The sequence below is a fragment of the Tatumella sp. JGM94 genome, from assembly GCF_018257595.1.
GTDB lineage: Bacteria > Pseudomonadota > Gammaproteobacteria > Enterobacterales > Enterobacteriaceae > Tatumella > Tatumella punctata.
Genome location: NZ_JAERJN010000006.1, coordinates 49,076 through 71,559, shown reverse-complemented (window position 1 = coordinate 71,559; position 22,484 = coordinate 49,076). Strand labels below are relative to the sequence as shown.

The 22,484-nt window shown below is 52.2% G+C and carries 21 protein-coding genes and 1 tRNA gene; 12 read left to right on the top strand and 10 right to left on the bottom strand.

Features of this window, described 5'->3' with window-relative positions; translation table 11 throughout:
- Positions 1-111: 111 nt before the first annotated feature.
- Positions 112-1,014: a uridine diphosphate-N-acetylglucosamine-binding protein YvcK gene (gene yvcK / locus JK216_RS06130; protein WP_212706758.1), complete on the top strand. Its 903-nt coding sequence runs from the start codon at positions 112-114 to the stop codon at positions 1,012-1,014.
- A gap of 19 nt (positions 1,015-1,033) precedes the next feature.
- Here yvcK and uvrB read toward each other — a convergent pair whose 3' ends face one another.
- Positions 1,034-3,064: an excinuclease ABC subunit UvrB gene (uvrB, locus tag JK216_RS06125; RefSeq protein WP_212706759.1), complete on the bottom strand. Its 2,031-nt coding sequence runs from the start codon at positions 3,062-3,064 to the stop codon at positions 1,034-1,036.
- A gap of 838 nt (positions 3,065-3,902) precedes the next feature.
- Here uvrB and JK216_RS06120 point away from each other — a divergent pair.
- The gene (locus JK216_RS06120) at positions 3,903-4,619 is read left to right on the top strand and encodes an ATP-binding cassette domain-containing protein (RefSeq protein WP_212706760.1); all 717 of its coding nucleotides are present in this window, start codon (positions 3,903-3,905) and stop codon (positions 4,617-4,619) included.
- Here JK216_RS06120 and bioD read toward each other — a convergent pair.
- From bioD to bioB, 4 genes are read right to left on the bottom strand one after another with little or no spacing between them, the layout of a single operon-like run.
- Complete coding sequence (gene bioD, locus JK216_RS06115) at positions 4,606-5,295, bottom strand: dethiobiotin synthase (RefSeq protein WP_212709901.1); 690 nt, start codon at positions 5,293-5,295, stop codon at positions 4,606-4,608. The two genes, JK216_RS06120 and bioD, sit on opposite strands and share 14 nt — an antisense overlap.
- The gene (gene bioC, locus JK216_RS06110) at positions 5,292-6,068 is read right to left on the bottom strand and encodes a malonyl-ACP O-methyltransferase BioC (RefSeq protein ID WP_212706762.1); all 777 of its coding nucleotides are present in this window, start codon (positions 6,066-6,068) and stop codon (positions 5,292-5,294) included. The genes bioD and bioC overlap by 4 nt, the downstream gene beginning before the upstream one ends.
- On the bottom strand, positions 6,052-7,203 hold the full coding sequence (gene bioF, locus JK216_RS06105; RefSeq protein WP_212706763.1) for an 8-amino-7-oxononanoate synthase: 1,152 nt from the start codon (positions 7,201-7,203) through the stop codon (positions 6,052-6,054). Before bioF ends, bioC begins: the two co-directional genes overlap by 17 nt.
- Entirely contained in the window at positions 7,200-8,234 is a 1,035-nt protein-coding gene (bioB, locus tag JK216_RS06100) for a biotin synthase BioB (RefSeq protein WP_212706764.1), read from the bottom strand. The genes bioF and bioB overlap by 4 nt, the downstream gene beginning before the upstream one ends.
- A gap of 81 nt (positions 8,235-8,315) precedes the next feature.
- Here bioB and bioA point away from each other — a divergent pair, with 81 nt between their 5' ends.
- Together bioA and JK216_RS06090 are read left to right on the top strand one after the other, a co-directional pair.
- Positions 8,316-9,614 carry an adenosylmethionine--8-amino-7-oxononanoate transaminase gene (bioA, locus tag JK216_RS06095; protein ID WP_212709900.1) on the top strand — a complete coding sequence of 433 codons (1,299 nt, stop codon included), beginning with the start codon at positions 8,316-8,318 and terminating at the stop codon, positions 9,612-9,614.
- Positions 9,615-9,687: 73 nt separating this feature from the next.
- Positions 9,688-10,164 carry a kinase inhibitor gene (locus JK216_RS06090; RefSeq protein ID WP_212711109.1) on the top strand — a complete coding sequence of 159 codons (477 nt, stop codon included), beginning with the start codon at positions 9,688-9,690 and terminating at the stop codon, positions 10,162-10,164.
- A gap of 46 nt (positions 10,165-10,210) precedes the next feature.
- Here the strand turns inward: JK216_RS06090 and pgl are convergent, their stop codons facing one another.
- The gene (gene pgl, locus JK216_RS06085; RefSeq protein WP_212711108.1) at positions 10,211-11,209 is read right to left on the bottom strand and encodes a 6-phosphogluconolactonase; all 999 of its coding nucleotides are present in this window, start codon (positions 11,207-11,209) and stop codon (positions 10,211-10,213) included.
- Between the two features lie 159 nt (positions 11,210-11,368).
- Between pgl and JK216_RS06080 the strand changes: the two genes are divergently transcribed.
- On the top strand, positions 11,369-12,187 hold the full coding sequence (locus JK216_RS06080) for a pyridoxal phosphatase (RefSeq protein ID WP_212711107.1): 819 nt from the start codon (positions 11,369-11,371) through the stop codon (positions 12,185-12,187).
- A 41-nt stretch (positions 12,188-12,228) separates the two neighbouring features.
- Here JK216_RS06080 and JK216_RS06075 read toward each other — a convergent pair whose 3' ends face one another.
- The gene (locus JK216_RS06075; RefSeq protein ID WP_212706769.1) at positions 12,229-12,390 is read right to left on the bottom strand and encodes an AcrZ family multidrug efflux pump-associated protein; all 162 of its coding nucleotides are present in this window, start codon (positions 12,388-12,390) and stop codon (positions 12,229-12,231) included.
- A gap of 159 nt (positions 12,391-12,549) precedes the next feature.
- Here JK216_RS06075 and JK216_RS06070 point away from each other — a divergent pair, with 159 nt between their 5' ends.
- From JK216_RS06070 to gpmA, 6 genes are all read left to right on the top strand, one after another.
- On the top strand, positions 12,550-13,323 hold the full coding sequence (locus tag JK216_RS06070) for a TOBE domain-containing protein (RefSeq protein WP_212706770.1): 774 nt from the start codon (positions 12,550-12,552) through the stop codon (positions 13,321-13,323).
- Between the two features lie 95 nt (positions 13,324-13,418).
- Positions 13,419-14,900 carry a molybdate ABC transporter ATP-binding protein ModF gene (gene modF / locus JK216_RS06065; RefSeq protein ID WP_212711106.1) on the top strand — a complete coding sequence of 494 codons (1,482 nt, stop codon included), beginning with the start codon at positions 13,419-13,421 and terminating at the stop codon, positions 14,898-14,900.
- A gap of 213 nt (positions 14,901-15,113) precedes the next feature.
- Positions 15,114-16,157 (top strand): galactose-1-phosphate uridylyltransferase, encoded by a 1,044-nt coding sequence (gene galT, locus JK216_RS06060; RefSeq protein WP_212711105.1) that lies wholly within the window; start codon positions 15,114-15,116, stop codon positions 16,155-16,157.
- A gap of 1 nt (position 16,158) precedes the next feature.
- Complete coding sequence (galK, locus tag JK216_RS06055) at positions 16,159-17,331, top strand: galactokinase (protein WP_212711104.1); 1,173 nt, start codon at positions 16,159-16,161, stop codon at positions 17,329-17,331.
- Positions 17,307-18,338: a galactose-1-epimerase gene (gene galM / locus JK216_RS06050; RefSeq protein ID WP_212706774.1), complete on the top strand. Its 1,032-nt coding sequence runs from the start codon at positions 17,307-17,309 to the stop codon at positions 18,336-18,338. Before galK ends, galM begins: the two co-directional genes overlap by 25 nt.
- Positions 18,339-18,490: 152 nt before the next feature.
- Positions 18,491-19,243 carry a 2,3-diphosphoglycerate-dependent phosphoglycerate mutase gene (gene gpmA, locus JK216_RS06045; protein ID WP_212706775.1) on the top strand — a complete coding sequence of 251 codons (753 nt, stop codon included), beginning with the start codon at positions 18,491-18,493 and terminating at the stop codon, positions 19,241-19,243.
- A gap of 72 nt (positions 19,244-19,315) precedes the next feature.
- Here the strand turns inward: gpmA and aroG are convergent, their stop codons facing one another.
- A complete protein-coding gene (gene aroG / locus JK216_RS06040) occupies positions 19,316-20,371 on the bottom strand; it encodes a 3-deoxy-7-phosphoheptulonate synthase AroG (RefSeq protein ID WP_212706776.1) in 1,056 nt (351 codons plus the stop codon).
- 272 nt (positions 20,372-20,643) lie between these two features.
- On the opposite strand from aroG, the gene zitB reads away from it, so the two are divergent.
- The gene (zitB, locus tag JK216_RS06035) at positions 20,644-21,609 is read left to right on the top strand and encodes a CDF family zinc transporter ZitB (protein WP_212706777.1); all 966 of its coding nucleotides are present in this window, start codon (positions 20,644-20,646) and stop codon (positions 21,607-21,609) included.
- 53 nt (positions 21,610-21,662) lie between these two features.
- Here zitB and JK216_RS06030 read toward each other — a convergent pair whose 3' ends face one another.
- Positions 21,663-22,148: a methylated-DNA--[protein]-cysteine S-methyltransferase gene (locus JK216_RS06030; RefSeq protein WP_212706778.1), complete on the bottom strand. Its 486-nt coding sequence runs from the start codon at positions 22,146-22,148 to the stop codon at positions 21,663-21,665.
- A 242-nt stretch (positions 22,149-22,390) separates the two neighbouring features.
- Positions 22,391-22,466, bottom strand: a tRNA-Lys gene (locus JK216_RS06025).
- Positions 22,467-22,484 lie beyond the last annotated feature (18 nt).

The window sequence follows — 22,484 nt, the reverse complement described above, 5'->3', positions numbered from 1 at the left end:
CAGATTAATCCTCTGTTAAACAGGCTTTTATTAAGAGAGAATAACTGTTTCTCTGCTGGTTGTTTGGCAGATATTTGTCACCCCGGGCTAACAGCTAACCAAAGGATAATTATGAATCGCACACTGGCAGATTTAGATCGCGTTGTGGCCATTGGCGGGGGGCATGGTTTAGGCCGCGTGATGTCATCCCTCTCCTCTCTCGGGTCACGGCTAACCGGAATTGTCACCACCACGGATAACGGGGGTTCCACCGGCAGGATCCGTCGCTCGGAAGGCGGAATTGCCTGGGGTGATATGCGCAATTGTCTGAATCAGTTAATTACTGAACCCGGCATCGCCTCTGCCATGTTCGAATACCGCTTTAGTGGTAACGGTGAACTGGCCGGACATAATCTGGGGAACCTGATGCTGAAAGCGCTGGATAATCTGAGTGTCAGACCGCTGGAGGCGATTAATCTTATCCGTAATGTGCTGAAAGTGGATGCTTTTCTGATCCCGATGTCAGAGCAACCGGTTGACCTGGTCGCTACCGATAGTCGGGGAAATGCTGTATATGGTGAAACTGCCATTGATGCAATGGATGAACTGCCCTGTTCCCTGACGCTCTTTCCGCAGGTAACCGCGACACGTGAAGCGACAGAGGCTATCGCTGAAGCTGATTTGATCTTAATCGGCCCCGGCAGTTTTTATACCAGCCTGATGCCGGTACTGCTGATGGAACAGATGGCGACCGCCCTGCGACGTACCCCGGCCAAAATGATTTTTATTGGTAATCTGGGGAAAGAACACAGTCCTGCGGGTTCTCTGACGGTCAGCGATAAACTACAGAAAATGGAGCAGGTGATTGGCCGCAGGGTGATTGATGCCGTTATTGTCAGTCCTGCCGCTGATATCAGCCAGCTGGGGGGGCGCAGAATTATTCAGCATCCCCTTGAAGCCGGTGATATCAGATACCGTCATGACCGGCATTTGCTGCATATTGCCCTGGAAAAGGCCGTACAGAGTCTGGGATAGTCCGCCGCCCCACGGATACTCAGGAGGCGGCGATAAACAGTGCCCGGACCTCATGTAATTCATCACGTAGCCGCGCAGCTTCTTCAAACTCAAGATCCATGGCATGCTTCTGCATTCTGGCCTCCAATTCGGCAATTTTTTTCTGCATTGCCTGCGGGGTTAATGCTGCATACTGGCCAGCCGCTTCTGCGGCCCGTTGCCTGGTCTGATTTTTGTCCTGAGACTTCCCTTTCGTACGGCCAATTCCCTGCCCCAGTTCAAGGATGTCAGTCACTTTCTTATTTAACCGGGTCGGTACAATCCCGTGTTGCTGGTTCCAGGCTTGTTGTTTCTCCCTGCGGCGCTCAGTTTCTTCAATAGCACGTGCCATGGAAGGCGTAATACGATCGCCGTACAGAATAGCCTTACCACTGATATTACGAGCCGCACGGCCAATCGTCTGAATCAGAGAACGTTCAGAACGCAGGAAACCTTCTTTATCTGCATCCAGAATAGCCACCAGCGAAACTTCCGGCATATCCAGCCCTTCCCGTAACAGGTTTATGCCCACCAGTACGTCAAATTCGCCTAACCGTAAATCGCGGATAATCTCCATCCTCTCGACCGTATCAATGTCGGAATGCAGATAACGTACCCGCTCACCATGCTCCTCAAGATATTCGGTCAGATCTTCCGCCATCCGTTTGGTCAGAGTGGTCACCAGTACCCGCTCATTAATTTCGACCCGCTGACGAATTTCAGATAATAAATCATCTACCTGTGTCGCCACCGGACGCACTTCAATCAGCGGATCCAGCAGCCCCGTTGGCCGGACGACCTGGTCAATCACTTCATCGCCGGATTTGTCCAGTTCATATGCCCCCGGGGTCGCAGAAACATAAATCGTCTGGGGTGCCAGAGCTTCAAATTCTTCAAATTTCAGCGGGCGGTTATCCAGCGCCGAAGGTAAACGGAAACCATACTCGACCAGGTTTTCTTTACGCGCCCGATCCCCCCGGTACATTCCGCCTATTTGCGGAATAGTGACGTGTGATTCATCGACCACCAGCAGGCCGTCGGCGGGCAGATAATCGAACAGGGTTGGCGGTGGCTCTCCCGGCCCGCGGCCCGAGAGATAACGTGAATAGTTTTCGATACCCGAGCAGTAACCCAGCTCATTCATCATTTCTAAATCGAACTGAGTACGCTGCGTAATCCTTTGTTCTTCGAGTAATTTATTATTTTCCAGCAATACACGGCGGCGATCGGCCAGTTCCAGTTTTATCTCTTCCATCGACTGCACAATACGTTCACGTGGCGTGACATAGTGAGTTTTAGGGTAAACCGTATAGCGGGGAACCGTCTGTGCCACCTGACCGGTTAAAGGATCAAAGATCGACAGTCGTTCGACTTCATCATCAAACAGTTCGACCCGCAGAGCAATTTCATCAGATTCGGCAGGGAAAATATCAATCACCTCGCCACGCACGCGGAATGTTCCGCGCTGAAAAGCCTGGTCATTACGGGTATATTGCAGCTCAGCCAGTCGGCGCAGAATACTGCGCTGGTCAATGATCATTCCCCGGCTAAGGTGCAGCATCATTTTCAGATATAAATCCGGATCACCCAGACCATAGATCGCCGAAACGGAAGCGACCACAATGACATCGCGGCGTTCCAGTAAAGCTTTGGTTGCCGACAGACGCATTTGCTCAATATGCTCGTTGACCGAGGCATCTTTCTCGATAAAGGTATCCGAGCTCGGCACATAGGCTTCGGGCTGGTAATAATCATAGTAAGACACAAAGTATTCGACAGCATTATCAGGGAAAAAGGCTTTCATCTCACCGTATAACTGGGCCGCCAGGGTTTTATTGGGGGCCAGTACCATCGTTGGCCGGTTCAGGTCAGCAATCACATTAGCCACCGTAAAGGTTTTTCCGGAGCCGGTCACCCCGAGCAATGTCTGGTGTGCTAATCCGTCTTCCAGCCCTTCCTCCAGACGGCGGATGGCCTCAGGCTGATCACCTGACGGTTTGAATTCCGAATGGAGTGTGAAAACTTTGCTCATCGTAGGGTCACCTGTCGCATCTGTTCTGGCGGGGGATCTATTCTAACCACTGAACGAAAATTTGCCAGTGTCATACTGGGTATACAGCCAGTACGGATACATATCACAATGTGACTTAAGGAATTTTAACGAGAAATAATTTTTATTTCTCCGCGCGATTGTCTCCGTGGCCAGTGTTATCCACCGACTGCCTGCCGACTTTATCGTTTGTCAAGTTAATGTAATAAACCACTGCCATAATCGGCCGTCTGACTGTCCGCAGGCTTGCTTTTAATTAACTAATTGAATATATACAGTTAATATCAAAAGTCCGATTTACAGCCAGTCTGTTGCCAGACCGCATATTTCCTTGCTTCAGCCCTGTTTTAAGATGCTAATGCACATAGTTATCCACAGGAATAGTGGATAACTGTTTTTAGCCCTGATAGCATCGGCTGTGTATAAATTATTAATCCCTTTTCAGCCAGATTAAAAAAAATTTTTTTTGGCTTTTTTTACCCCTTATGTCAGTTTTCAAATCATTGCCGCAGCACGGCTTTACGTTATTTTTCACTACGGTCAAGTACCTCTCCTCAGATTTTCTGCCTTTTTAGCGGTCAGGATGCACCCTAAAGCATTCCGCCCGGCACCGGTAAAGTGCAACAGCGCCTGCCGATAGCCACTGGCTGTGCATAACTGGCCCTGACAGACCCGATATAACCGGTTTTTCTCAGGCTACATCATTGTGGCCTGATAATTGCTTTATTCAGAGGGTGCTGTCGTCCGGGGAGAGACGGCATAAGCGTCGCCGGGCAGTCTGCGGGCCGCCAGGCGTAACCTATACAGAGGAGTGCAACAGATGCTGAGTTTACGTGCAATCAATCAGTTTTATGGTCCGAATCATATTCTCCGGGATGTCGACATGGACCTGATGCCCGGCTCATGCACTGCTGTGCTGGGCCAGCCGGGGATGGGAAAAACGACGCTGGTCAATTGTATTATGGGATATTTGCCGATCAATAGCGGTACCATTACCTGGCAGGAACGTAATGCTCCGCCACGCGACCTTCAGCAACAACCGTCAGAACAACGGGCAGGTATGGGAATCGGTTACGTTCCCCAGGGGCGGCATATCTTTTCTCAGATGAGTGTTGAAGATAACCTGATGATCGCCTTAAAGGCCGCAAAAAGCAGCCCGCCTTACGCAATCCCGCAAATAATCTTTGATCTTTTCCCGCATCTGTATGACCTGCGTCATCAGCGCAGTGGTGATTTAACTATCGATCAGCAGCAACAATTGGCACTGGCCCGGGCGCTGGTACTGGAACCCAAATTACTGATTCTGGATGAACCGACCGGAGGAATGTCCTGCTGGCTGGAAGAAGATATGGGTAACCTGCTACGCTGCCTGAATCATGAGTTCGGGATGACCATCCTGTTGCTGGAACAGCGGGTTTCCTTTATCCGCAGTGTGGCCGACTATTTTCTACTGCTGCATTGCGGCCGCAGCGTCGCTAACGGCCGTGTTACTCAGCTGGATGAAGGCATGATCAATAAATGGCTCAGCGTGAACTGACGGCAGCGGGTAAATCAACATATTGTCCGCAGCAGGACAGTTGCTGTCTGCTGGTCAGTTGCGGGATTTCGCCGAGCAGTGGTGCCGGCAGTCGCTGAATCAGGGTTTCCATATATGGCTGATGACGCTCCTGAGGTGGCTGTACACAGTTAGCTATCCAGCCGGAAAGCGTCAGGCCGGCAGCCCGGATTGCGGCAGCACTCAGAAGCGCATGATTAATACAGCCCAGTTTCATTCCTACCACCAGCACTACCGGCAATTGTTCTGCAACCACCCAGTCAGAAAACAAAAAATCGTCTGCCAGTGGTGTAAACCATCCGCCAGCCCCTTCTACGCCAATCCAGTCGGCTTTCGTTTCCAGATGACGCAGCCCTGCTGACATCGCCTGCGCGCTAATCGGCTGTCGTTGTGCCGCACTGACAATATGCGGCGATGTGGCCTCAGCAAAGACCAGCGGATTAACTTCATGATAATCCAGACCAGGTAAACTGTTTTGTTGCAGTAACAGCCCATCGCTGTTACGTAATCCCTGCGGTGTCATTTCCGAGCCGGAGGCTACCGGCTTATAACCCGCCGCGCGCCAGCCCTGCGTTGCCGCCGCCTGCAACAATGCGGTTGTCGCCACCGTTTTTCCGGCTTCTGTATCTGTTCCGGTGATAAACCAGCGATGATTCATTCTGTCACTCCATACACTATCTGATAACTTAATCGGTAGCCTTCTGTCTCTTTAGGCCAGCCCGCATCAAGCAGCGCCAGCCGCTGACGGGTAAGGGGCAGACTCTTCGTCCGCTGGTGCAGATGACCGGCCCCCACCCCTTTCAGTGACCAGAGCGCCGCACGAGCAGACGGAAAGTGCAGGGTTACGGGCTCATGGATCAGCCTGATACCATACCCGCAGACGGCCTGCGTAATCTGCTGCACTGTGAGGAACGAGTTAGTATGTGCAGTACCGTCTACGGACTGCCACGCCTGATCCACTTCCGGTAATGACCCTGCCGCAACTGTGGAAAATCGCAGCTGACCTGCCGGTCTCAGAGCAGAACGCAGCTGATATACTGCCTGCCGCAGCTGGTTGCTCCATTGCAGGGCCAGATTGCTCCAGATAACATCAAAGCTACCGGCGCGAAAAGGTAACGCGTCCAGATCAGCCTGTAGATAATCTGCGGCACTCTGTTGCTGACGGGCATAACGAAGCATCTCTGTCGAAATATCCAGTGCCGTGACCCGATACCCCGCGGCGCTGAAACAACGGCTATACCAGCCACTGCCGCAGCCCGCATCCAGTAAGTCGCCTGCTGCCGGCATGCCGGCTATTTCCCGTAAACGGTCACCGGTAATACGCTGCAGCGCTGCATAATCATCATAAGTTGCTGCCGCACGGCCAAAAGCTTTACCTATTGCTGATTTATCAACACCCGGCCCTGCGGTCTGTTCAGGATTGCAATGCATATAAGTGCTCCGCCAGTTGTTCAATCTGCTGCGGATCATGGGCTGCCGAAAGGGTGATACGCAGCCTTGCTGCGCCGGCAGGTACCGTTGGCGGACGGATCGCATTGATCCAAAACCCACGCTGACGCAGTGCTGCGGCCAGATCGACGGCTGACTGATTTTCTCCGATCATCAATGGCTGGATCGCTGTCTCTGAGGGGAGCAGTGACCAGCGCAGACCTGTCATCTGTTGACGGAATAAACGGATGTTGTGCTGTAATTTTTCTCTGCGTTGATCAGCAACGTCGATCAGGTGTAATGACGCATGAATAGCCACCGCCTGTGCCGGAGGCATCGCCGTGCTGTAAATCAGGTGTTTTGCCGACTGACACAAATAGTCGGCCACGTCTGCAGAGCAGAGTATGGCGGCTCCGGCAACACCGAATGCCTTACCGAAGGTGACCACCAGAATATCAGGCGTAATCCCCTGTTGCTGGCAACTGCCCCTGCCCTGTGGCCCGCAGACCCCGATACCGTGCGCATCATCGACCACCAGCCAGCTGCCTGAGGCATCTGCCTGCTGACGGAGCTCCCTCAATGGCGCACGGTCACCGTCCATACTGAACACCCCTTCGGTAATAATCAGGGTTTCGCCGTCACAGGTACGGGAAAGTAACCGTTGCAGGCTCTGCGGGCTGTTATGCTGAAAACGGCATAACGTCGCCGGACTCAGGGCCGCTGCTTCGAGTAATGATGCGTGCATCAGTTTATCGGCCAGCAACCGATCCTGTTTACCGGCCAGAGCAAAAACTAAGGCCTGGTTGGCCGCGAATCCGGAACCGAACAGCAATGCCCGGGAAAACCCCAGCCGCTGCGCCAGGGCCTCTTCCAGCTCCCGGTGTGCCGGGGTATAGCCCGTCACATGGCCGGAGGCACCGGCACCGGCTCCCCAGCGGTTAAGCCCCTGCTGCCAGGCATCAATAATCCGCGGGTGCCGGCTCAGTCCCAGATAATCATTGGAAGAGAAATGGTGATACTGCCGGCCTTCTGCCGACAGTGTTGCATTTGCCGCGGGAGTAACCGGCTGCATCTGACGCCACAACCCGGACTCACGCTGTAACCGCAGTGCTCCGGTGATTTTTTGCTGCCAGCTCATTGTACCGCCGCGTTATAGAACAACGCCGTATCACTCTCCTGTAATACCTGATGTAATTGCTGCTCACGGCCACGATCGCCCTGTTCCGTATAAGTCTGTTCGGGGTTAAGCCCCAGTTTACGGAACAGACGCAGGTCATTATCTTCTTCAGGGTTTGGTGTGGTCAGCAGCTTGCAGCCATAGAAAATAGAGTTAGCTCCGGCCATAAAACACATCGCCTGGGTCTGTTCATTCATCTGTTCACGCCCGGCGGATAGACGGACGTAAGAGGCAGGCATCATTATCCTGGCCACAGCTATCGTCCGGATAAAATCAAACGGACAGACATCTTCGTTATCTGCCAGTGGCGTACCTTTGACCTTCACCAGCATATTGATCGGAACACTCTCCGGAGGAACCGGCAGATTGGCCAGCTGAACCAGCAGTCCGGCACGATCGGTAACCGTTTCGCCCAGACCGACAATTCCTCCGGAACAGACTTTCATGCCCGCATCCCTGACCGCACCAAGAGTATCCAGCCGTTCCTGATAAGTACGGGTTGTCACGATACTGCCGTAAAATTCGGGGGAAGTGTCGAGATTATGGTTATAAAAATCCAGTCCGGCACTGGCCAGTCGTTCAGCCTGTTGCGCTGACAGGGTGCCGAGCGTCATACAGGTTTCCATCCCCATTTCTTTAACACCGGCAATCATTTTCTCCAGGTAAGGCATATCCCTGTCATGGGGATTTTTCCATGCCGCGCCCATGCAAAAACGGCCTGATCCGGCCTGGCGGGCCTTGCGTGCTGAAGCCAGAACTTCTTCAACTTCCATTAAGCGCTCTGACTCGAGGCCGGTTTTATAACGGGCACTTTGCGGACAATACTTACAATCTTCCGGGCAGGCGCCGGTTTTAATCGATAATAAGGTACTGACCTGGACTTTTTGCGGATCGAAATGACGGCGATGCACTTGCTGTGCTTCAAAAAGCAGTTCCAGTAACGGTTTCTCAAACAAAGCTTCGGCCTGAGAAAGGGTCCAGCGTTGTGACATGACATGCTCCGGGTAATTAACAAAGACAGTTTTTATACGTATACTTGTAAACTAAATCTTTTTAATTTGGTTTACAAGTTTATGTTAACTGCCGACGACCTTGCGTTCGACCGCCAGCATATCTGGCATCCCTACACCTCAATGATCGATCCTTTGCCCTGTTATCCGGTGGTCACCGCCGACCGCTGTACCCTGACTCTGGCTGACGGAACACAACTGACAGAGGGCATGTCTTCCTGGTGGGCTGCTATTCATGGCTATAACCACCCGCGGCTTAACCAGGCAATGGTCAGACAAATCAGCCATATGTCACATGTGATGTTTGGCGGTATTACCCACCCTGCAGCAGTCAGCTTATGCCGCAAACTGGTGGATATGAGCCCGGAAGGATTAGATAAGGTCTTTCTCGCCGATTCAGGATCTGTGGCGGTTGAAGTTGCGATGAAAATGGCCATTCAGTATTACAGCGGCGATACCCGCCCGCGCCGGAAATTCCTTACCATCCGTCAGGGTTATCACGGGGACACTTTTGCAGCGATGTCAGTCTGCGATCCTGAAAACTCGATGCATGCTTTATGGAAAGGCTATCTGCCCGAACATATGTTTGTCGCCGCCCCGGCCACCGGTTTCGATCACCCCTGGCAGGAAGAGGACATTGCCGAAATGCAGCAAATGCTGGCTGCACATCATCAGCAACTGGCAGCGGTGATCCTCGAGCCCATTGTTCAGGGAGCCGGAGGTATGCGCTTCTATCACCCGAACTATCTGCGGCGTGTCAGACAGTTATGCGATCAATTTGGCGTACTGCTGATCGCCGATGAAATCGCTACCGGTTTCGGCCGGACAGGACGGTTATTTGCCTGTCAGCACGCAGAAATTTCCCCGGATATCATGTGCCTTGGAAAAGGATTAACCGGGGGAACGATGACCCTGTCGGCCACCCTCGCAACCAGTGCGGTTGCGGAAAAAATCAGCAACAGCCCTGCCGGTTGTTTTATGCATGGCCCCACCTTTATGGGGAATCCGTTAGCCTGTGCGGTGGCCTGTGAAAGCCTCAGCATACTGGCAGAAGGACACTGGCAACGGCAGGTGAAAGAGATTGAACAGCTGTTAACTGAGCAGCTTCAGCCCCTCAAAGACTGCCCCCGGGTCGCGGATGTGCGGGTATTAGGCGCTATCGGGGTGATCGAGTGCCATCACCCGGTCAGGATGGCCGAAATACAGCAATTTTTTGTCAGTCAGGGCGTCTGGATCCGCCCGTTCGGCCGGCTGATTTATCTGATGCCGCCTTATATTATCCGCCCCGAAGAGTTATCCCGGTTAACCACGGCCATCAGTCTTGCGGTCAGACAGGACAATTTATTCGCCATGCCGGACTGACAGAACAGCGCCGGACCCGATGACTGTATGGTAGTCTGGTCCGGCAGGCTACTTTACAGAACGGAGAGATAAGATGCGTTTATTCAGTAAGGATTTAACTGACGGGCAGACCATGCCGCAACGCCATGTGTTTAATGGTATGGGCTATCAGGGCGGGAATCTGTCACCCCAGTTATACTGGGAAGATGCCCCTGCAGCGACCCGGAGTTTTGTGATTACCTGTTTTGACCCTGATGCACCGACCGGCAGTGGCTGGTGGCACTGGGTGGTGGTCAATATTCCCGCCGGGAATTCAGAAATAGAACAGGGCGCAGGTTCAGGCATCGCCCCATTACCTACAGGAGCGTTACAGACCCGGACCGATTTTGGTTCTTCTGTCTATGGCGGCGCTGCACCTCCGCAGGGTGAGAAACATCGCTATGTGTTTACCGTGCATGCTCTGGATAGTGATCTGATTGAGGTCGACAGTCATGCCAGCGGGGCAATGGTTGGTTTTAATGTGCACTTCCATTCACTGGCCAGTGCCAGCCTGACGGTCACTTTTAACTGACCGCTGCCGGCAGAGCCCCTCAGACAGAGTCTCTGCCGGTGCCCGTTTATTTCTGCGGGCTAAGCTGGTGGACTGTTACCCACATAGGCCCCTGGCCTACCGCATAACGTCCTGTTTCTGTCAATAAGCCGTCCTGTGCACCGATAGTATAGACCCCGATATGGTGAGACTTCTGTCCGGCAGCGATCAGGAATTTCCCCTGTTTATCAATATTGAATCCGCGCGGCTGTATCTCTGTCGGGCAGATATCGCGTACTGTCAGATGATCACCACTGTCACTGACCGAGAAGACTGTGATAGTGCTGCTGGTACGATCACAGGCATACAAGAAACGCCCTTCCGGAGTCAGATGAATATCCGCCGCCCAGCGGGTACCGGTAAAATCATCTGCCATCATATCCAGTGTCTGAATCGTCTCAGCACCGTGGGTGTTCAGTTGTAACACACTCACCGTACTGTCCAGCTCATTGACCAGATAGGCATACTGTCCGGCGGGATGAAACACCATATGACGTGGTCCGGCACCCGGCCGGGTATCCACCTGACCACAGGCCGGTTCGCTTAAGGTGCCGTTACTGTTCCAGCGAAAAGCACATACCCGGTCCTGTTTCAGTGCCGGAGTAAACAGCAGATCATCACTGCTGAGATTGGTGGAATGGCAGCCATCCAGCCCTTCAATGACCTGACTGACAGGCTGCGGCAGACCCTGAGCATCCAGCGGTGTGACCGTAACCAGCCCGTCATGATAGAAACCACTGAACAGAGCCGTCCCCTGATGGTCAGTCGATAAATGTGTCGGACTGCCCGGCAATGCAGCTTCCCCTGCGCGGGTTAAGCTGCCATCGGCAGCAATAGAAAATGCAATCACACGAAAATCAGGGCGCACACCGGCGTACAACACCGGTTTATGCGGATTGACGACCATCGGCTGTACCTGTCCATCAACATCAATCACCTGTAATAACGTCAGCGCCCCGGTCTCAGAGAGCTGCCAGACATGAATTTGCTGACTTTCGGGACTGGCGATATAAACAACTTGTTGCATGTATTCTCCTTACCTGGAATCGGTGATTTTTCGGGATTTGCTCCACTGTATCGCAATATACCGCCGCAAAAAATGATTTATTCATGCGGGGTTTTTTGGTGGCTGCCAGGGAATCAGGATAGACTGCAGGCACCACTCCACCTTCAGGTAAAAGATCTTATGCGTTATCGTGTTATTGCTCTTGATCTGGACGGCACCCTGCTGACGTCTGAAAAAACGATATTACCCGAGTCGATTGATGCTCTGTCACAAGCCCGCCAGGCGGGGGCCGAAGTGGTGATTGTCACCGGACGACACCACAGTGCGATCCATCCGTTTTATCAGGCTCTGCAGTTAACTGCACCTGCAATCTGTTGTAATGGTACCTATCTGTATGATTATCAAAAGAAACGTGTACTGGATAATGACCCGATGTCTGTCGCCCAGGCTGAACTGGTCATTCAGCGGCTGGAGGAAGACGGTATTAAAGGCCTGTTATATGCTGACGATGCGATGCTATACCAGCACCCTACTCCGCATGTTATCCGTACCAGCGCCTGGGGCGAAAGCCTGCCGGCAGCACAGCGTCCGCTCTTCACCCGGGTTGATGACCTGACCAGCGCAGCCCGACGGTCAGATAAATTGTGGAAATTTGCCCTGTCTCACGACAATCTCCCTCAGTTACGGGATTTCGCGTTACGTATCGCCGATGAAGCACAGGTTACCTGCGAGTGGTCCTGGGCAGATCAGGTGGATATTTCACGTCAGGGGAACAGTAAAGGTAAGCGGCTGGCAGAATGGCTGGCAACCCGCAACTTATCTATGCAGGATGTCATTGCCTTCGGTGACAATTACAACGATTTAAGTATGCTGGAACACGCCGGACTGGGGGTTGCGATGGGGAATGCCGATCAGCAAATTAAAGACCGTGCAGGCTGGGTAACAGGCGATAATAACCGGCCATCGATTGCTGAGACTATTTATCAGAAAGTTCTCTGAATAAAAAATGACCTGCCTCGCCGGGCAGGTCACAGAAGCCGTTACGGATGGGTACTCTGGCCGGATGTCTGATCATCCTTACCCCGGGTCCCGGAAATAAGATTGAATAGTTCTCCCAGTCCGTAAATCAAACCCAGCATAATTGCCATTACCAAAGGTACCATTATAATGGCCATCAACAGGCTTTCGAGCAGTTCGAGCATATCAACCTCAGTCTGTTCACAAAAAGGATATTTTACGGGGAGTACTGCGTAAAGCCCATTGCTTTTTGTGCTTTTACGTTTTCTTACCTGAAGTCCGGTATGCGCCGGTACCTGCTTCTGCCTGGCGGCTGCCGATCCCCCCTGAACAGAGGAACGATTATGCAGGCTGATATTTCTTTAACTCTCCACCTCAGTAATACGCTGTTTGCTGACCCGCGCCGGATAACATTACTGGACGCTGTCCGGCAAACGGGTTCTATCAGCCACGGGGCTAAACTGACCGGAATCAGCTACAAAACGGCCTGGGATGCCATTAATGAAATGAATGCTCTGGCTGACGTTCCGGTGGTAATAAGTAATGCCGGGGGGAAAGGCGGCGGTGGCGCCCGGCTGACCGCCCACGGCCTGCGATTACTCCAGTTGTATCAGTTGCTGGAGCAAATACAGCAGAAGATATTTAATAATTTACAGAAAGAAACCTTACCGCTGAACAGCCTGCTGGCTGCTATTGCCCGTTCTTCATTACAGACCAGCGCCCGTAACCAGTTATTTGGTACCGTTAGCGCAATCCGCCATGCAGGGCCGATTGATATTGTCAGTGTCTTACTCAGTGACCGGCAAACCTGCATCGAAGTATCTGTTACCCGTGACAGCAGTCATCGTCTGCAACTGGTGATAGATAAAGAAGTACTGGTTCTGATTAAAGCCTCATGGCTACAGATACATACCGGCCCGGTCACCGAAGGAAACCGGTTCTCAGCCACAGTCAGTAATATTACTTCCGGTACCGAAGGTGATGAGGTCTTAATGCAGCTGGATAACGGTGAAGCACTTTGCGCTACATTACCCTCATCTGCCCATGATTTTTATACCGGTCAGCAGGTGCAGGTCAGTTTCAGGCCGGAAAATGCATTGCTGGCCTGCCTCAGTTAATTATCACCGGCCATCACTGTCATTCCGCTTATGTTTGACAAGTTTTTACCCGGAAGTTACAACAAGGTAAAACAATGCATAAAACGGAATAAAACATGACATCATTGCAAATATCGCAAGGCACGTTCCGCCAGGGGAAACACCGGGCGCTGTATATTGAACAGTTAATGCTGCAGGCCGGTGAGAGCTGGGCATTTGTCGGCACGAATGGCAGCGGGAAATCGTCACTTGCTAAAGCAGTCACCGGAGAACTGCCTGTTGCTGAAGGTCAGTTTTGTCAGCAATTTGAACGTGCTGTACGTCTGTCACTGGAACAGCTGTCGCAGCTGACCGCCAAAGAGTGGCAACGCAGTAATACGGACCTGTACAGCGAAGATGAGTGTGAAAACGGACGCTTAACCCGCGATATTATTATGGATGAGGTGGATGATGAAGCACGTTGCCGGCAACTGAGTCAGCAGTTTGCTATCCGCCACCTGCTGGACAGACCGTTTAAATTTCTTTCCACCGGTGAAACACGTAAAGCATTACTCTGCAAAACGCTGATGTCAGCGCCGGATTTATTAGTACTCGACGAGCCTTTTGATGGCCTGGATGTGGAATCCAGGCAAATCCTCACCCGCCAGTTACAAGCGCTGCATCAGCAAGGCACCTCACTGGTACTGGTACTGAATCGCTTTGAAGATATTCCTGAGTTTATCGATCATGTCGGGGTACTGGCCGAAGGCACACTCAGCCATAGCGGGCCACGCAAGGACATTCTGCAACAGGCACTGATCATGCAACTGGCCCACAGCGAGAAAATCACCACCCTGGAATTACCCGCTACAGATGATCCGGCCACACAGCGACGCTGTCCGGCAGATCAGTCACCGGTGATTTTACGTAATGGTAAAGTCTCATGGGACGATAAACTGATTATTAACGGGCTGAACTGGCAAGTAGAACCGGGCCAGCACTGGCAAATCACCGGGCCTAATGGTGCCGGAAAATCCACTCTGCTCAGTCTGATTACCGGAGACCATCCTCAGGGATACAGTAATGACCTGACCCTGTTTGGTATCCGCCGTGGCAGTGGTGAAACAATCTGGGATATTAAGCAACATATTGGTTATGTCAGCAGTAGTCTGCACCTTGAATACCGTGTCAGCGCAACGGTGCGTACCGTCATTTTATCCGGATTTTTCGATTCAGTCGGCCTGTATCAGTCCGTATCTGATCGTCAGAATCAGCTGGCCAGCGAGTGGCTGGCGCTACTGGGGATGGATAATACACTGGCCAATGCGCCGTTCCATAGCCTGTCCTGGGGACAACAGCGGCTGGTGCTGATTGTCCGTGCACTGGTGAAACACCCGCGAATACTCATCCTGGATGAGCCGTTACAGGGGCTGGATGCCATCAACCGGCAACTGATCCGCCAGTTTGTGACCATTCTGATCCGCGAGGGGCATACCCAGTTATTATTTGTCTCCCACCATGCCGAAGATGCACCTGAATGTATTACCCACCGTCTGAGTTTTGTCCCTGATGGATCCGGGGGTTACACTTATCAGCAATCCCCCCTTCCTCCGCACTGATCTTATACCACACAGGGCGGGACAGCTCCTCTCTGCCCTGTTTTACAGGGCTACTGGCTGGCTGAATCGCCACATATAAATCTGCTGCTTTCCGCTATTTCCCTATTGTGTAAACGTTTCCATTCATCCACACTGATCACAATATTGATAGTTTCTCTATGTTAACGTCAGGGCATTTCGCCTTACCTGACTCATGATACTCAGGATAATATTATGTCCGTATTTAATCCGGTCGATCATCCGCATCGACGTTATAATCCGCTCACTGACCAATGGGTTTTAGTCTCTCCGCACCGCGCCAAACGTCCCTGGCAGGGTGCGCAGGAAACCCCGGCATTACCTGCACTGCCCGCGCATGATCCGGACTGTTTTCTTTGTGCCGGTAACCTGCGCATTACCGGGGATAAAAACCCCGATTACACCGGTTGCTGGGTATTTACCAACGACTTTGCCGCGCTGATGACCGATACACCGCCGGCACCCGAAAACGACGACCCGTTAATGCGTTATGAAGCGGCCCGCGGTACCAGCCGGGTGATCTGTTTTTCTCCGGATCACAGTAAAACCCTGCCGGAGTTATCCGTCAGTGCCTTGCTGCAGATTGTGACTGTCTGGCAGGAACAAACTGAAGTCCTGGGTAAAGAATATCCCTGGGTTCAGGTCTTCGAAAACAAAGGGGCAGCTATGGGCTGTTCTAATCCTCATCCCCACGGACAAATCTGGGCTAACAATTTTTTACCTAATGAGGCCCTGCGTGAAGACAAAAATCAGCGGCAGTATTATCAGCAGCACGGAACCCCGATGCTGCTTGATTATGCCAACAGAGAAATGGCCGACGGTCAGCGGACCGTTGCCGAGACCAGCCACTGGATTGCGGTCATCCCCTGGTGGGCGGCCTGGCCGTTTGAAACCCTGCTGTTGCCTAAATCCCCGGTGTTACGCCTCAGCGAACTGAACAGTGAACAAAGTCAGGATCTGGCGGTGATACTGAAGAAACTGACCAGCCGTTATGACAACCTGTTCCATTGTTCTTTCCCCTACTCAATGGGCTGGCACGGTGCACCTTTTAACGGGGAATCGAATCTGCACTGGCAGCTGCATGCGCATTTTTACCCGCCATTATTACGTTCGGCTACTGTGCGTAAATTTATGGTGGGCTATGAAATGCTGGCAGAAACACAACGTGATTTAACCCCCGAACAGGCCGCAGAGAAAATGCGCGCCGTAAGTGATATCCACTTCAATGAGGCGCGCTGACATGCTACTACAGCAACAGAACCGGACCCTGTTTAATGACCTTTTCGGTTATCCCGCCACCCATAGTTTTCAGGCCCCGGGACGGGTCAACCTTATCGGCGAACATACTGATTATAACCAGGGCTTTGTTTTACCTTGTGCGATTGATTACCAGACGGTCATCAGTTGTGCGAAACGCGATGATAATCTGATCAGGGTAATTGCCGCTGACTATGACTATGACAATGCCAGTGACCAGTTTTCCCTGGATGAGCCGGTACTCAGTGTCCGATCCCCGTTGTGGGCCAACTATGTTCGTGGTGTCGTTAAACACTTACATCAGCGTAATCCTGCTTTTGGCGGCATGGATTTAGTGATTAGCGGTAATGTGCCGCAGGGTGCCGGTCTGAGTTCTTCTGCTTCTCTGGAGGTCGCTGTCGGGACGATGATCCAGCAACTTTGGCAGCTGGACCTTGACCCGGCTACGCTGGCACTGATCGGCCAGCAGGCAGAGAACCAGTTTGTCGGTTGTAACTGCGGTATTATGGATCAGATGATCTCAGCACTGGGTGAAAAAGACCATGCGCTGCTGCTGGATTGCCGGTCACTGGAAACCCGGCCAGTGCCGATGCCACACAATGCCGCGGTGGTGATTATTAACTCCAATTTTAAACGTTCACTGGTCGGCAGTGAATACAATACCCGCAGAGAGCAGTGTGATACTGGCGCCCGGCTGTTTAATAAGCCCTCTTTGCGGGATGTCTCACTGTCAGAGTTCAGTGCGATGGTCACTGATATTGATCCGCTGGTGGCCAGACGCGTCCGCCATATTCTGACCGAGAATCAGCGAACGACTGATGCTGCCGATGCCCTGAGTCGTGGCGATTTAGTGGCTATCGGACATCTGATGGCTGAATCCCATGCTTCCATGCGCGATGACTTTGACATTACGGTACCGCAGATTGATCTGCTGGTAGATATTGTGAAATCAGTCATTGGTGAGCGGGGAGGCGTCCGCATGACCGGGGGCGGATTTGGTGGCTGCATTGTGGCACTTATCCCTGTAGGATTGGTTGAAGATGTCCGTCAGGCCGTTTCTGAACAATACCAGCCGCAGACGGGTATTAAAGAAACCTTTTATGTTTGCCATGCATCACAGGGGGCAGGAATATGTCACACAGCAACCAGTCAATAGCACCGGATGGTCAGCCCTGGCGGATGACCGTGTTACGTAATGCCAACGGTATGGATGTCACTTTTATGGACTGGGGAGCGACCTGGCTCTCCGCCAGAGTACCGCTGGAAGATGGCTCAGTGCGGGAAGCGGTGCTGGGGTGTGCCACCCCGGCCGACTATCTGAACCAGTCTGCCTATCTCGGTGCCTGTATCGGCCGTTATGCTAACCGGATTAGTCAGGCGTTGCTGACACGCAGCGGATGTCAGCTGCAGGCTAACCAGCCCCCGCATCAACTGCATGGCGGGCCGCAGGGCTTTAGCTGCCGCCGCTGGCTGATCGTCAGCCAGACACCCGATGAAGTTATCTATCGCCTGAATTCCCCGGATGGGGATCAGGGTTTTCCCGGTAACCTGACGGCGGAAGTCCGCTATCAGCTTAAAGAGGATAATAGTCTGGTCATCAGTTACCAGGCTGAAACGGATCAGCCCTGTCCGGTAGCATTAACTAATCATGCTTATTTTAACCTTGATGCGAATCAAGGTGATGCACGTCAGCATCGGTTACAAATAAACGCTGATCGTTATTTACCGGTAACTGCTGAGGGTATTCCTGACGGAGATTTACAGCCAGTCGCCGGTAGCGGATTTGATTTCCGCCAGGCAAAATCAGTTGCCGATGATTTTCTGACCGATGCTGACCAGAAAAAAACGTCCGGTTATGATCATGCATTTTTGCTGAACACCCTGAGCGGTAACTCTCAGCCAGCCGCCCGTTTATGGTCAGCCGATGGCAAACTCCGGATGTCCGTGTTTACCGATGCACCGGCGTTACAACTTTATACAGGGAATTTTTTAGCCGGTACTCCGGCGCGACAGGGAGTCTATGAAAATTATCAGGGGATTGCTTTAGAAACCGGTTTTCTGCCGGACTCACCCAATCATCCGGAATGGCCTCAGCCAGATTGCTGGCTGGCAGCAGGTGAAAAAATGCACACACAAACCTGTTACCGGTTTAATGCTGTCTGATTTGCGGTGAAATATCCTGCAGAGAGTCTTCGCCGGACTTACGCAGGCTGCAGTTTTCAGCTATGTTAACCTGTATCCTGCCCGGATGAAGACTCCGGCATTGGCATAGTTTCCATTATCATAGAACTTTTCGAGCATTAAGGAGTTAAGCGATGGCAGTAACCAAGCTTGTTCTGGTACGTCACGGCGAAAGCCAGTGGAATCAGGAAAACCGCTTTACCGGCTGGTACGATGTTGACTTGTCCGAGAAAGGCCGCGGAGAAGCAAAAGCCGCAGGAAAGTTACTGAAAGATGAAGGCTTTAATTTTGACTTTGCCTACACGTCGGTACTGAAACGTGCCATCCATACCCTGTGGAGCGTGCTGGATGAACTGGACCAGGCATGGCTGCCTGTTGAGAAGTCCTGGCGTCTGAATGAACGTCATTACGGTGCTCTGCAGGGCCTGAACAAAGCAGAAACGGCTGAAAAATACGGTGACGAACAGGTTAAACAATGGCGTCGTGGTTTTGCGGTCACTCCGCCGGAACTGGATCGCAGTGATGAGCGTTTCCCCGGTCATGACCCTCGTTATGCATCATTAACTGCAGAGCAATTACCAACCACCGAAAGTCTGGCCCTGACTATTGAGCGTGTTATCCCGTTCTGGCAGCAGTCTATCCTGCCACGTATTAAGACCGGTGAAAAAGTTATTATCGCTGCACACGGTAATTCCTTGCGTGCACTGATCAAATACCTGGATGACCTGTCCGAAGATGAAATTCTCGAACTGAATATCCCTACCGGCGTGCCACTGGTTTACGAGTTTGATGAAAACTTTAAACCACTGAAACGTTACTATCTGGGAAATGCTGATGAAGTCGCGGCTAAAGCTGCTGCGGTAGCTAACCAGGGTAAAGCCAAATAATCCGTTACGGGGATATCTGCCTGTAATCCGCGGCCGGTGAAGACTTTCACCGGCCGTTTTTTTATCCGTGCATCACAGCGCTCGTCTGGCACGTACCGCTGTGGCCAGCTGATGTAATACCTGTTCCGTTGCTTCCCAGCCGATGCAGGCATCGGTGACACTTTTACCATAAACCAGTGGCTGTCCTGCTTCCGGGTTCTGATTACCCTCTTCCAGATTACTTTCTATCATCGCTCCGATAATGTCCCGGTCCCCGCCAGCAATCTGCCCGGCAACATCCGCAGCCACGTCAAGCTGACGGCGGAATTGTTTAAGGCTATTGGCATGGCTGAAATCAATCATAATCTGTGGCTTAAGCCCGGCACCGGTCAGTCCCTGACGAACGGATTCAACATCTTCAGCACTGTAGTTAGGGACTTTTCCGCCGCGCAGAATGATATGACAATCCTGATTCCCGCGGGTTTCGACAATCGCGGAATGGCCATATTTAGTCACCGACAGGAAACAGTGTCCTGCTGCTGCGGCATTAATCGCATCAATTGCCACTTTAATGGTGCCATCAGTGCCATTTTTAAAACCTACCGGACAGGAAAGGCCTGAAGCCAGCTCACGGTGCACCTGAGATTCGGTGGTACGGGCCCCGATAGCGCCCCAACTCATCAAGTCAGCCAGATACTGGGGGGTGATCATATCCAGGAACTCTCCGGCTGCCGGCAGCCCGCTGTGGTTAATATCCCGTAATAGTTGCCGGGCAATTTTCAGCCCGTCATTGATCCGGAAACTGCCATCCATACCGGGATCATTAATCAGACCTTTCCAGCCGACGGTGGTGCGGGGCTTTTCGAAATAAACCCGCATCACAATTTCCAGATCATCGCCCAGTTGCTGACGAAGCTTAAGCAGTCGCCCGGCATAGTCCAGCGCGGCCTGTGGATCATGGATAGAGCATGGACCAATCACTACTAACAGACGATCGTCCTGTCCCTGTAAAATTTTTTGGATCGCCTCACGGCAACGAAATACTGTTGCAGCCGCTTCCTCGCTGGCCGGGAACGCCTCCAACAGTGCCACCGGAGGTAACAGTTCTTTGATATCCCTGATCCTTACGTCGTCGTTCTGATAGTTCATAGTGGTTCCATTAGAAGTGAGTCGAAATCATGGCCTTTACTCTAGCCTGCCGCGCCATCGGAGTAAATCGGCTTTATCCGTGCGGCAGAGAGAAATAAGTGTGGCTGCTGTGAATATCCGGTGGCAGCTGTGAATTTTTACCTGCTGAAATATATACAATATATTCTCCCCTGTTCCGGGCTTATGCCATACTGAACAGGCACGATTTAACAGTTTTTTATACAATGCTGTTCAGTATTACCGGAACAGCCTTTCAGGATTAACATCACTTTATGACTCACTCGCACAACCACAACACTGCCAGTGTCAATCGCTCACGTTTACTGGCAGCTTTTATTGTGACGGTTATTTTTATGCTGGCTGAAGTTATCGGCGGCTGGATGTCGGGTTCGCTGGCGCTGCTTGCAGATGCCGGCCATATGCTGACAGATGCCGCTGCATTACTTCTGGCATTACTGGCAACACATTTTTCAGGCCGTCAAACCGACCGTAACTACAGTTTCGGAATGCTGCGGCTCACCACGTTATCCGCGTTCGTCAATGCACTGGCTTTACTGCTGATTATTGTTTTTATCGTCGCTGAGGCAATAGCCCGCGTCTTTTCGCCGCAACCGGTAGCTGGCGGCCTGATGCTGGGGATCGCTATCGCCGGGCTACTGGCGAATATTCTGTGCTTCTTTTTGCTGCGGCAGGGGAACGGCGAGCAGAATATGAATGTGCGGGCTGCGGCACTGCATGTGCTGGGAGATTTGCTGGGATCCGCGGGGGCGATTATTGCTGCCTTGCTGATCATCCGGACCGGCTGGACACCTTTTGACCCGATTCTGTCAGTAGTGGTGTGTTTACCGGTTCTGAACAGTGCCTGCAGGCTGTTACGCGAAAGTGTACGTGAATTGCTGGAACGTACTCCCGCAGACGTTGATACGGATAAACTGGCCCGTCAGCTTACCTTACAGATTGCCGGAGTACGCAATGTGCACCATATCCATTGCTGGCAGGTTGGTGAAAAGAAAGTGCTGACCCTGCATGTGCAGATAATTTCTGACTATCAGCAGGATCAGTTACTGCAACGTATTCATCTCTGGCTGAATGAGCATTATTCCATATCCCATGCCACAGTACAGCTTGAATACCAGCTGTGCCCGCAGACTGAATGCAGGCTCAGCCACGAAGAACATCCCCATGACAACCCTGCGGCGGCTGGTAATCGTCACCAGCGGCATTCACACCACCATTAATCGGTTACCGGCGGCCGGGGAAGCAGCCCCGTAGCGCCGGATTTTCAGGACAATTACCGTAAACCGCTGGCTTCCAGTTGCAGTAATTGTTGTTTTACCGTTGTTCCGCCGGCAAAACCGGTCAGGCTGCCATCAGCACCAATCACCCGGTGGCAGGGGATAATGATTGATAACGGATTTCTGCCATTCGCCCCGCCTACCGCCCGAACGGCTTTTGGCCTGCCGATACGGGCAGCGATATCCCGATAACTGCGGGTTTCACCGTAGGGAATTTCTGCCAGTGCCTGCCAGACCTGCCGCTGGAACAAGGTCCCTTCTGGCTGTAAAGGTAAATCAAAGCATTTCCTGTCACCGGCAAAATATTCCGTTAACTGTTCTGCCGCCTGTAACAGCACCGGATGTTCCTCAGATAACAGCTCCGGTCTGGCCCTGATACGCGCCGGGGGCTCATTTTCCCAGGCAACCGCAGCCAGTCCCTGCTCACCGGCGATTAATGTCAGCTCCCCGACCTGCGTCGGTAATAATTTATAGAAGTACATGCTTATCATTTCCGGAGATACAGAGGGTGCATCGATTATGCCACGGAACAGCAAACTTATTGCCGTTTTTCGGACATAGGGGTATTTTTTATTGATCGCCGAAAACCGCCAGTAAGTACAGCGGGCGGCCAGGCAAAGGGCTCAGAGGATAACCTGACCCTGCGGCAGGCTTTCATCCGCGGCGGGATAATCAGAGAGCTGAAACGAAAAAAGCACCCTTACGGATGCTTTTCTCTGGAAACTGGTGGGTCGTGCAGGATTCGAACCTGCGACCAATTGATTAAAAGTCAACTGCTCTACCAACTGAGCTAACGACCCTGACGGGAATTTTTTGCG

Bases quoted from the DNA above. Each gene is read 5' to 3' on its own strand.
- zitB (WP_212706777.1), top strand. From the start codon at position 20,644: ATGACTCACTCGCACAACCACAACACTGCCAGTGTCAATCGCTCACGT.
- galT (WP_212711105.1), top strand. From the start codon at position 15,114: ATGTCCGTATTTAATCCGGTCGATCATCCGCATCGACGTTATAATCCG.
- modF (WP_212711106.1), top strand. From the start codon at position 13,419: ATGACATCATTGCAAATATCGCAAGGCACGTTCCGCCAGGGGAAACAC.
- bioB (WP_212706764.1), bottom strand. From the start codon at position 8,234: ATGTCACAACGCTGGACCCTTTCTCAGGCCGAAGCTTTGTTTGAGAAA.
- JK216_RS06075 (WP_212706769.1), bottom strand. From the start codon at position 12,390: ATGCTCGAACTGCTCGAAAGCCTGTTGATGGCCATTATAATGGTACCT.
- gpmA (WP_212706775.1), top strand. From the start codon at position 18,491: ATGGCAGTAACCAAGCTTGTTCTGGTACGTCACGGCGAAAGCCAGTGG.
- bioF (WP_212706763.1), bottom strand. From the start codon at position 7,203: ATGAGCTGGCAGCAAAAAATCACCGGAGCACTGCGGTTACAGCGTGAG.
- JK216_RS06120 (WP_212706760.1), top strand. From the start codon at position 3,903: ATGCTGAGTTTACGTGCAATCAATCAGTTTTATGGTCCGAATCATATT.
- JK216_RS06070 (WP_212706770.1), top strand. From the start codon at position 12,550: ATGCAGGCTGATATTTCTTTAACTCTCCACCTCAGTAATACGCTGTTT.
- galM (WP_212706774.1), top strand. From the start codon at position 17,307: ATGTCACACAGCAACCAGTCAATAGCACCGGATGGTCAGCCCTGGCGG.
- JK216_RS06080 (WP_212711107.1), top strand. From the start codon at position 11,369: ATGCGTTATCGTGTTATTGCTCTTGATCTGGACGGCACCCTGCTGACG.
- pgl (WP_212711108.1), bottom strand. From the start codon at position 11,209: ATGCAACAAGTTGTTTATATCGCCAGTCCCGAAAGTCAGCAAATTCAT.
- bioC (WP_212706762.1), bottom strand. From the start codon at position 6,068: ATGCATTGCAATCCTGAACAGACCGCAGGGCCGGGTGTTGATAAATCA.
- galK (WP_212711104.1), top strand. From the start codon at position 16,159: ATGCTACTACAGCAACAGAACCGGACCCTGTTTAATGACCTTTTCGGT.
- aroG (WP_212706776.1), bottom strand. From the start codon at position 20,371: ATGAACTATCAGAACGACGACGTAAGGATCAGGGATATCAAAGAACTG.
- bioD (WP_212709901.1), bottom strand. From the start codon at position 5,295: ATGAATCATCGCTGGTTTATCACCGGAACAGATACAGAAGCCGGAAAA.
- uvrB (WP_212706759.1), bottom strand. From the start codon at position 3,064: ATGAGCAAAGTTTTCACACTCCATTCGGAATTCAAACCGTCAGGTGAT.
- JK216_RS06090 (WP_212711109.1), top strand. From the start codon at position 9,688: ATGCGTTTATTCAGTAAGGATTTAACTGACGGGCAGACCATGCCGCAA.
- bioA (WP_212709900.1), top strand. From the start codon at position 8,316: ATGTTAACTGCCGACGACCTTGCGTTCGACCGCCAGCATATCTGGCAT.
- JK216_RS06030 (WP_212706778.1), bottom strand. From the start codon at position 22,148: ATGTACTTCTATAAATTATTACCGACGCAGGTCGGGGAGCTGACATTA.
- yvcK (WP_212706758.1), top strand. From the start codon at position 112: ATGAATCGCACACTGGCAGATTTAGATCGCGTTGTGGCCATTGGCGGG.